The organism is Streptomyces mesophilus, assembly GCF_040300965.1.
GTDB lineage: Bacteria > Actinomycetota > Actinomycetes > Streptomycetales > Streptomycetaceae > Streptomyces > Streptomyces mesophilus_A.
The window spans coordinates 1-9,418 of sequence record NZ_JBEPEW010000223.1; the positions used below are offsets into that span (position 1 = coordinate 1).

Here is a 9,418-nt window from a genome sequence, read left to right on the forward strand (position 1 = left end):
GTTCGGCGAGCAGGGGGCGTCGCACCGCCGCGGCCGCGGGGGCGACGGGCGCGCGGACCGGCGCGGCGGCTTTCGCAGTGCCCGCTCCGGACACGGCGGCCACGGTCACCCCGGACAGGGCGACGAAGGTGCGTCTCGGCAGGTGTTGACGGGTCATGGGGCGGCTCCGTGACGGCGAGGACGTACGGCGGGTACGGGGTGGCGATACGCGGGGCGGCGATGTGCGGGCGCAGGCCGGCGCTCCCGGCGCGAGCTGGGCGGCCCATCTGCTGGCATCCCCAAGCGAGTTGAATCGTTTCGGGCCGCATCGACGGCCACTCTGCGCGAGCCCGCAACGGCCGTCAAGACCTCTGTACGGGGAAAGTTGGCACTCACCCCTTGCCTGGCGCTTCACCTCAACGTAGGTTCCTCGCGCACCGATTGAATCGTTTGAACCGTTCAATCCGTCCCGGACACTCAACGAGGAGAGCCATGAGCCTGCGACGCCGGACCCTGCTGAGAATGAGCGCCGTGGCAGGCGCCGCGACGGCTCTGCACTGGGGCGGCGCGACGGGCACCGCCACGGCGGCTCCCTTTGCGGGCGCGGTCCCCGGCCTCGGCGCTCCCGCGCCCTCGGTGCGCCCCAAGTTCCGCTGGTGGTGGCCCGACGCCCTGGTCGACACCGCCGAGATCGCCCGCGAGATCCGCTCGATCGCCGAAGGCGGTTTCGGCGGCGTGGAGATCGCCGCGGTCACGCACAGCATGACCGAGCAGCTGGACACGGTCCGCTACGGCTGGGGCACCGCCGCCTGGCGGGCCGCGATCGAGGCGGCGCTGCGCGAGGCGAAGAAGCGTGACGTCGAGGTCGACCTCACGATCGGCCCGGCCTGGCCCGCCGCCGTGCCCTCGATCACGCCGGACGGCAAGGCCGCGGCGAAGGAACTCGCCCACGGATTCGCAGTCGTGACGGCCGGCTCGACCTACGAGGGGCCGCTGCCCGCCGCCCCGGACCCCGAGGAGGAGGGCGTCACCGAGCAGCGGCTGCTGACCGTGCAGTCCGTCCGGGTCTCGGCCGGCAGTTCACCGGAGGCCAAACCCATACGCCTCGATCAGTCGACGGTCACCGAGGTCACGGACCGCGTCGCGGGCGGCCGCATCACATGGACCGCGCCGGACGACGGCGCGACCTGGCTGCTGGTGGCGTACTGGGAGCGCGGTTCGGGCCAGCGCCCCGAGGGCAGGAACCACACCACTCCCCTGTCCTACGTCGTGGACCACTTCAGCGACGCGGGCACCCGCGCGGTCACCGACTTCTGGGAGCGGCACATCCTCACGCCCACGATCCGCGGGCTGCTTCGCGACACGGGCGGGGCGCTGTTCGAGGACTCCATCGAGATGGAGACCGAGGCGACCCTGTGGACCCCCGCACTCCCCGCCGAGTTCGAACGCCGCCGCGGATACGCGCTGCTCCCCTGTCTCGCCGCGTTCATGGAACGGCACGAGGACCACGTGTTCAGCTTCGAGCCGACCCTCGACAAGGCGGTGCGCCGCGACGTCATGGAGGTGATCACCGAGCTGTACGTCGAGCACCATCTGCTTCCGTTGCAGAAGTGGGCGCACACCCTCGGGTTGAAGCTGCGCATCCAGCCGTACGGCCTGGAGACCGACGCCATCTACAAGTCGGCGCTCCTGGACATCACCGAGGGCGAGTCGCTCGGCTTCAAGAACCTGGACGACTTCCGGTGCCTGGCCGGCGGCCGGGACATGGGCGGCAAGCGCATCGTGTCGAACGAGGCGGGTGCCACGGCCGGCGGCGCGTACGCCACGACCTGGGCCGACACCCTCAAGAAGCTCGTCACGCAGTACGCGGCCGGTGTCAACCAAGCCGTCTTCCACGGCTTCGCGTATGCCGACGCTCCTGGTGCCCAGTGGCCGGGCTTCGCGGCCTTCTCTCCCTACTCGGGCGCGGCCGGCTACGGCGAGGCGTGGGGTCCGCGTCAGCCCACTTGGCGGCACACACGGTCGATCGCCGATCAACTCGCCCGTCTGCAGGCCGTTCTGCAGACCGGAGTCAACAGGGTCGACGTCGGGGTGCTGCGGCAGAAGGGATACGCCGGCTCCGGCCTCGGCGCCCCCTGGTTCTCCGGTGACGGCGTGCCGGTCGGCTGGACGCACACGTTCCTCAGCCCGCGCCTGCTCGACCTGCCGTCCGCGAAGGTGCGCGAGGGCCGGTTCGCACCGGACGGCCTCGCGCTCAAGGCCCTCGTGGTCGACGGGGACATCATGGCGGGCCGCGAGCACACCCTGGAGCTGGGCGTCGCCGAGAAGCTGGTCTCCTACGCGAAGGCGGGGCTGCCCGTCATCCTCGTCGGCGACTGGTCGGACGCCCGTGTGCCGGGCCGGGCCCGCCCCGGCGACGACGAGCGGCTGCGTCGACTCCTCACGGAGCTCGGCGCATTGAAGACGGTCCACACGGTGGCCGACCGGCCGGACATCCCGGAGGCCATCGCCGCGCTCGGTCTGCGCCGGGACGTGGAGTACGCGCAGTCGTCCATGCTGCTGCACACGCACCGGGCGAGCGACGAGGCCGACTGGTTCTACTTCGCCAACGACGCGGTCGGCAAGAAGGGTTCGACCGGGTCCCGCATCACGCATGACGTCACGCTGACCCCGCACGTCAAGGGAGCCGTCCCGTACCGGCTCGACCCGTGGACGGGCGAGGTCGCCCCGATCGCCCTGTACACGCGCACAGACGACGGCCGGGTCCGGCTGACGGTGGACCTCGAGCCCGGCGCGGTGACCGTGGTCGTGCTGGCCCGCCCGGCGCGTGACCTGCCCCGCCGTCATGCCGTGGCCACCCAGGCCGACTCGGTTCGCATAAAGGACCGGGGACGGCTCGAAGTCCGCGCCGCGGCAGCGGGGATGTACACCACCACCCTCGACCACGGCCGTACGGTCGAGACCGCCGTCGGCGCGGTGCCGGAACCCGTCGCCCTGACGTCCTGGACGCTCACGGTCGACGACTGGAGGCCGGGAGCGAGCGCCACCGAGACGGCGCACGAACGGCACGTGGTCGAACTGGCCGCGCTCGCCCCCTGGTCGAAGATCCCCGGTCTGGAGGACGTGTCGGGAGTGGGCCGCTATCGCACGACGGTCGAGCTGGGCGCCGAGTGGTCCGCGCGGCACGGCGCGTATCTGCAACTGGGCGGTGTGTGCGACACGTTCCGCGTGAGGGTGAACGGCAAGGAGCTGCCGCCGGTCGACCAGCTGACCCGGGTCGCGGACCTCGGCTCCCGGCTGCGGCGCGGCACCAACACCATCGAGGTGGAGGTGGCGAGCCCCCTCCTCAACCGCCTGCGCGTCACCCGCCCGACCGTGTTCGGCGCCGCCAAGCGGCAGGACTACGGCCTGCTCGGCCCGGTGCGGATCGTGCCGTACGGCGTCGGGACGGTACGCGTGTGAGATCTGGCGCGCGAAGCGCATGACGAGGGGGACCGTCCGTAAGGACGGTCCCCCTCTGAGCTCGGCCGGCCGCGGCCTGCTACTCCCGCGCCAGGCTCGACTGCCGTACCACCAGCTCCGGTTGGAGCACCACATGCTCATGGTGGTGCCGGTCGGCGTCGGTGGCGGTCTCCTGGAGGAGCATCCGCGCGGCGAGGGTGCCCAGGGTGCGGGCCGGCTGGCGGACCGAGGTCAGGGGCACAGTGGCGGCCGCCGCGAACTCGATGTCGTCGTAGCCGACGATCGCCATGTCCTCGGGGACCTTGACGCCTGCCGCGTACAGCGCCTGGAGCACGCCGAGGGCGAGCAGGTCGTTGGCGCAGAAGACCGCCGTGGGGCGTTCGCCCAGACCCAGCAGGCGGCTGCCCGCGTCGCGCCCGGCGCTCACGTCGAGCCGTTCGGTGGGCAGTTCGCGCAGCAGTCCGGCGTCGAGCCCCGCCTCCGCGAGCGCGAGATGGGCGCCCTCGCGCCGGTCCTGCACCTGCTTCAGATGGGGCGGTCCGCTGACGTACGCCAGGGAGCGGTGGCCCTGTGCGAGGAGGTGACGTACCGCGAGGGCGCCGCCCGCCACGTCGTCCACGGACACGGAGCAGCCCTCTTCGTCACCGGTGACGCGGTCCACGACCACATACGGAATGCCCTGCCGGCGAAAGGCGCGCAGCGTCTCGCCGCTGGGGTCGGCGGGGGTGACGAGCGCGCCGCGTACGCGCTGTTCGGCGAAGAGCGACAGGTAGTGCGCCTCTTCCTCGGCGCTCTGGTCGCTGGTGCACACCATCACCCCGAGCCCGGCCTCGCGGGCGGCCCGTTCGGCGCCGCGGGCCACGTCGACGAAGAAGGGGTTGCTCAGGTCGAGGACGAGCAGCGCCATGATGCGGCTCTGTCCGGCGCGCAGTTGGCGGGCGGACTCGCTGCGCACATAGCCGAGGCCTTCGATGACCTCCTTGACATGGCGCAGGGTCTGCTCGGAGACGCGGTCGGGCTGGTTGAGGACGTTGGACACCGTTCCGACGGACACCCCCGCCGCGCGCGCCACGTCCTTGATGCCGACGGGCGGCCGCCCACCTGCCATGCGTCCCCCTGAAGTCCTGCTCGCAGTGCCCGGCATACGGGAGCCCGGTCCGTTCGTCATGCGAGGTGGAAGATCTCGGTCAGCGGGCGCATCGCGCCGTCCGGCGACCGTCCGTCGAGCTCTTCGAAGAAGTCCCCCATCTCCGCCTGCCAGCGGGAGTTCACGTCGGTGGCGTCCATGGCGGCGCGCGCCGCGTCGAAGTCGTCGGTCTCCAGATAGCCGACGAGCAGGCCGTCCTCGCGCAGGAACAGGGAGTAGTTTCGCCAGCCGGCCGCCGAGAGCGCCGTGCGCATCTCCTGCCATACGTGGCGGTGACGTTCGCGGTACTCGTCGATCCGGTCGCCGCGGACACGGAGCAGGAAGCAGACACGCTGCATGCCGGTGAAGTCCTCTCACGGGGTGGGGCCGTCAACGCACGGCGTCGACGGCCCCGTTGGGTCGGGCGGTTCAGCGGTCGAACGGCTCAGAAGTCGAAGTCGTCGATGTTCGACTTGCTGAAGACGGTGGGCTTGCCGAGCGAGACGACACCGTCCTTGCCGACCGTGAACTCGCCGAGGTCACCGGCCTTGAACTTCTCGCCTTCCTGCCCGGTGATCTGGCCCGACTCCAGGGCGACGGCGGTGTGCGCGGCGAGAGCGCCGAGCTTCGCCGGGTCCCACAGCTCGAAGGCCTCGACGGTGCCGTTCTTGACGTAGGCACGCATGTCGTTCGGGGTGCCGAGGCCGGTCAGCTTGACCTTGCCCTTGTACTTCGAACCGGACAGGTACTGGGCGGCCGCCTTGATGCCGACGGTGGTCGGGGAGATGATCCCGGCCAGCTTCGGGTGCTCCTGGAGCAGGCCCTGGGTCTGCTGGAACGACTTCTGCGCGTCGTCGTCCCCGTACGCGGTCTTGACGAGCTTGATGTCCTTGTACTCGGGCTTCTTGAGCTCGTCCTTCATGAAGTCGATCCAGGTGTTCTGGTTCGTGGCGGTCTGGGCCGCCGAGAGGATCGCGATCTCGCCCTTGCCCCCGATCTGCTTCGCCATCTCCTGGACCTGGGTGCGGCCGAGGTCCTCGGCGCTGGCCTGGGAGACGAAGATCTGGCGGCAGTCGGCCTTGGTGTCGGAGTCGTAGGTGACGACGCTGACCCCGTTCTTCATGGCCTGCTTCAGGGCGGTGCACAGCGCGCCCGGGTCCTGCGCGGACACGGCGATCGCGTCGGCCTGCTGCTGGGTCAGCGTGTTGACGTAGCTGACCTGACCGGCGGTGTCGGTGCCGCTGCTGGTGCCGACCTCCTTGTACGTCGAACCGAGCGACTCGACGGCCTTCTTGCCGCCGTTGTCGGCGGTGGTGAAGTACGGGTTGTTGACCTGCTTGGGCAGGAACGCGACCGTGAGGTCCTTCTTGGTCTCGGCGTTCGGGTCGGCCTTGCCGGCGGCCGCGGTGCCGCCTTCCTTGGCGGCGTCGTCCTTGGTGGTGCCACCGCACGCGGTGGCGCCCAGGGCGAGTGCGGCCGTGACGGCGAGCGCGGCGGTCAGACGGCGGGTGCGTGCGGTGCGCGTCTCAGACATGAGTGTCCTGCCTTAGTGGGATACGAGGGGTGTGGGTACGAGCGGGGAGGTGCGGGCCGCGGGCGCGGCCCGCCCTGTCATGTGCTGGGCGCGGCCTGCGGTGGAGGCGCTGCCGCTGTCCTTCGGCGGGCTCGCGCCTGGGCGACCTGCCGGCCGATACGGGGTCCGAGGACGGAGATCACGAGCAGGACGCCGGTGACGACGATCTGGGACTGGGCGGAAACGTTCTGCAGGCTCATCGCGTTCTGCAGGGTGCCGAGCAGGAACACACCCGCGATGGCGCCGCCGAGGGTTCCCTTGCCGCCGTCGAAGTCGATGCCGCCGAGCAACACGGCCGCGATCACCGAGAGTTCGAGGCCGGTGGCGTTGTCGTAGCGGGCGCTGGCGTAGTGCAGGGCCCAGAAGACTCCGGTGAGCGCGGAGAGCACACCGGTGGTGATGAACATCGACAGCTTGAGCCGCTTGACGCGGATCCCGGAGAACCTGGCGGCCTCCTCGCTCGCGCCGATCGCGAAGAGCGAGCGCCCCGTCGGCGTGGCATGCAGCACGACGACGGCGATCGCGAGGAGCACGAGGAAGGGGAACAGGGCGTACGGGATGAAGGTCTCGCCGATCCGGCCGGCGCCGAAGTCCAGGTACTGGGTCGGGAAGTCGGTGACCGAGTCCGAGCCGAGCACGATCTGGGCGATACCGCGGTAGGCGGCCATGGTGCCGATGGTGACGGCGAGGGACGGCAGGCCGAGACGGGTCACCAGGAGCCCGTTGACCAGTCCGCACACGACACCGAGCAGCAGACAGATCGGGATGATCGTCTCGATGGCCATGCCCGCGTTCCACAGGGCGCCCATGACGGCCCCGGACAGACCTGCCGTGGAACCCACGGAGAGGTCGACCTCGCCGGAGATCACCAGCATGGTCATCGGCAGCGCGATCAGGGCGATGGGGAGCGTATTGCCGATCAGGAACGACAGGTTGAGCGCGTTGCCGAAGTTGTCGACGAACGAGAACGAGCAGATGAGAAGCACCAGGAGCAGGGCGCCGACGGCGCTGTCCCAGCGCACCGCGCCGCCGAAGCGGGCGAGGGCGGAGTTCTTGGTGAGCTCCGGTACGGCGGAGTTCTTGGTGAGCTCAGGCATGGCGGGCGCTCCTCAGCTGTGCGGCCTGCTTGCGCAGCACTGCGGCCACCCGCAGGGCCAGGATCCGGTCGACGGCGATGGCGAGCAGCAGCAGGATTCCGTTGATGGCGGTGACCCAGACGGAGCTGACGCCGATGGCCGGCAGCACGCTGTTGATCGAGGTGAGAAGGAGGGCGCCGAGCGCGGCGCCGTACACGGAACCGCTGCCGCCGGTGAAGGCGACGCCGCCGACCACGACCGCGCTGACGACGGTGAGTTCGTAGCCGCTGCCGGTGGCCGAGTCGACGTTGCCGAACCGGGCCAGGTACAGGGCGCCGGCGAGGCCCGCGAGGGCGCCGCACAGCACGTACGCGGTCATGATGCGCTTGCGTACGGGGACACCGGCGAGCGTGGCGGCCTCGGGGCTCGAGCCGAGTGCGTACATCTCGCGGCCGCTGCGGTAGCTGCGCAGGTAGTAGCCCACCGCCGCGAGGACGGCGAGGGCGAGCAGCGCCAGGTAGGGCACGACCCAGATGCCGTCGTGGCCGAAGTCCACGAAGCCGTTCGGCAGGTCGTCGGCGGTGATCTGCTGCGAGCCGACCCAGATGGAGTCGATGCCGCGCACGATGTAGAGCGTGCCGAGCGTGACGACCAGGGCGGGCACCTTGCCGAGGCTGACGAGCGCGCCGTTCAGCGCGCCGAACAGGGCGCCGAGGCCCACGGCGAGCAGGATCGCGACGAGGGAACTGCCGCCGTCCTGCAGATAGGTGCCTGCGGCGAAGGCGGAGATGCCGAGGACCGAGCCGACCGACAGGTCGACGTTGCGCGTGATCACGACCACGGCCTGGCCGGTGGCGACCAGGACCAGGATGGTGGCGTTGAGCAGGAGGTCCTTGATGCCCTGTTCGGACAGGAACTCGGTGTTGGACAGCTGGGTGGCGCCGAGCATCACCAGGAGCACGGCGGCCACGGCGAGTTCGCGGGCCTTGAACACCTTGTCGATGAGGCGACGCCCGGCGGCGGGTTCCGGTACGGCCTCTTCGCGCACCGCAGTGGCGGTCACCGTCATGCGGCACTCTCCTGGTTCGTACGGCCGGTGGCGGCCGCCATCACGGACTCCTCGGTGGCCTCTGCGCGGGTGAGTTCGGCGGAAAGGCGCCCCTCGTGCATCACGAGCACCCGGTCGGCCATGCCGAGGATCTCCGGCAGGTCCGAGGAGATCATCAGGACCGCGACGCCTTCGGCGGCGAGCGCGGAGAGCAGCCGGTGCACCTCCGCCTTGGTGCCGACGTCGATACCGCGGGTCGGCTCGTCGACGATCAGCACCTGGGGTGCGGTCGCGAGCCACTTCGCGAGGACGACCTTCTGCTGGTTGCCGCCGGACAGCGTGCCGACCACGTCGGCGAGGCGGGCGTACTTCACCTGAAGCTTGACCGCCCAGTCGACGGAGCGGCTGCGCTCGGCCTTCCGGTTCATCAGGCCCGCGCGGGTGGTGTCGGCGAAGCCGGTCAGGCCGATGTTGCGCTCGATGGACATGTCCATCACCAGGCCCTGCGCGCGGCGGTCCTCCGGAACCAGGGCGAGACCCGCGGCCATCGCCACGCTGGGGGCGCCGGGCTTGAGCCGCGTGCCGAGCACCTCGACCTCGCCGCCGTCGAAGCGGTCCACGCCGAACACGGCGCGGGCGACCTCGCTGCGGCCGGCTCCCACGAGTCCGGCCAGGCCGACTATCTCGCCACGGCGCACATCGAAGGAGACATCGGTGAACACGCCCTCGCGAGTCAACCGCCGCACGCTGAGCGCCACTTCACCGGTCTGCGTGTCCTGCTTGGGGTAGAGCTCGGCGAGGTCGCGGCCCACCATGCGGCGCACCAGGTCGTCCTCGGTGAGGCCGTCGAGCGGCTCGCTCGCGATCCAGGCGCCGTCGCGCAGGGTGGTGACGCGCTGGCAGAGCTGGAAGATCTCTTCGAGGCGGTGCGAGATGAACAGCACGGCCGCGCCCTGCTCGCGCAGGGTGCGTACGACGCCGAAGAGGCGGGCGACCTCGCTGCCGGTGAGCGCGGCGGTCGGCTCGTCCATGATCAGGACGCGGGCGTCGAAGGACAGCGCCTTGGCGATCTCGACGAGCTGTTGGTCGGCGATGGACAGGCCGCGGGCCGGCTGGTCGGGGTCGAGGTCCACGCCGAGTCGCGCGAAGAGGTC

7 protein-coding genes are annotated in these 9,418 nt (G+C 70.7%); 1 reads left to right on the forward strand and 6 read right to left on the reverse strand.

All coding sequences use genetic code 11. From position 1 onward, the window contains the following. The first annotated feature begins 501 nt into the window (after nucleotides 1-501). The gene (locus ABT367_RS38970; protein ID WP_352258402.1) at nucleotides 502-3,441 is read left to right on the forward strand and encodes a glycosyl hydrolase; all 2,940 of its coding nucleotides are present in this window, start codon (nucleotides 502-504) and stop codon (nucleotides 3,439-3,441) included. Between the two features lie 79 nt (nucleotides 3,442-3,520). Here ABT367_RS38970 and ABT367_RS38975 read toward each other — a convergent pair whose 3' ends face one another. From ABT367_RS38975 to ABT367_RS39000, 6 genes are all read right to left on the reverse strand, one after another. Beyond that, nucleotides 3,521-4,549 (reverse strand): LacI family DNA-binding transcriptional regulator, encoded by a 1,029-nt coding sequence (locus ABT367_RS38975; RefSeq protein WP_352258404.1) that lies wholly within the window; start codon nucleotides 4,547-4,549, stop codon nucleotides 3,521-3,523. A gap of 56 nt (nucleotides 4,550-4,605) precedes the next feature. Continuing rightward, entirely contained in the window at nucleotides 4,606-4,926 is a 321-nt protein-coding gene (locus ABT367_RS38980) for an L-rhamnose mutarotase (protein ID WP_352258406.1), read from the reverse strand. 86 nt (nucleotides 4,927-5,012) lie between these two features. After that, nucleotides 5,013-6,101 carry a rhamnose ABC transporter substrate-binding protein gene (rhaS, locus tag ABT367_RS38985; RefSeq protein ID WP_352258408.1) on the reverse strand — a complete coding sequence of 363 codons (1,089 nt, stop codon included), beginning with the start codon at nucleotides 6,099-6,101 and terminating at the stop codon, nucleotides 5,013-5,015. A gap of 77 nt (nucleotides 6,102-6,178) precedes the next feature. After that, nucleotides 6,179-7,237 carry an ABC transporter permease gene (locus tag ABT367_RS38990; RefSeq protein ID WP_352258410.1) on the reverse strand — a complete coding sequence of 353 codons (1,059 nt, stop codon included), beginning with the start codon at nucleotides 7,235-7,237 and terminating at the stop codon, nucleotides 6,179-6,181. Next, entirely contained in the window at nucleotides 7,230-8,285 is a 1,056-nt protein-coding gene (locus ABT367_RS38995) for an ABC transporter permease (protein ID WP_352258412.1), read from the reverse strand. The genes ABT367_RS38990 and ABT367_RS38995 overlap by 8 nt, the downstream gene beginning before the upstream one ends. Continuing rightward, the coding region (locus ABT367_RS39000; RefSeq protein WP_352258414.1) for a sugar ABC transporter ATP-binding protein at nucleotides 8,282-9,418 on the reverse strand (1,137 nt) is incomplete at its 5' end. The genes ABT367_RS38995 and ABT367_RS39000, both read right to left, overlap by 4 nt.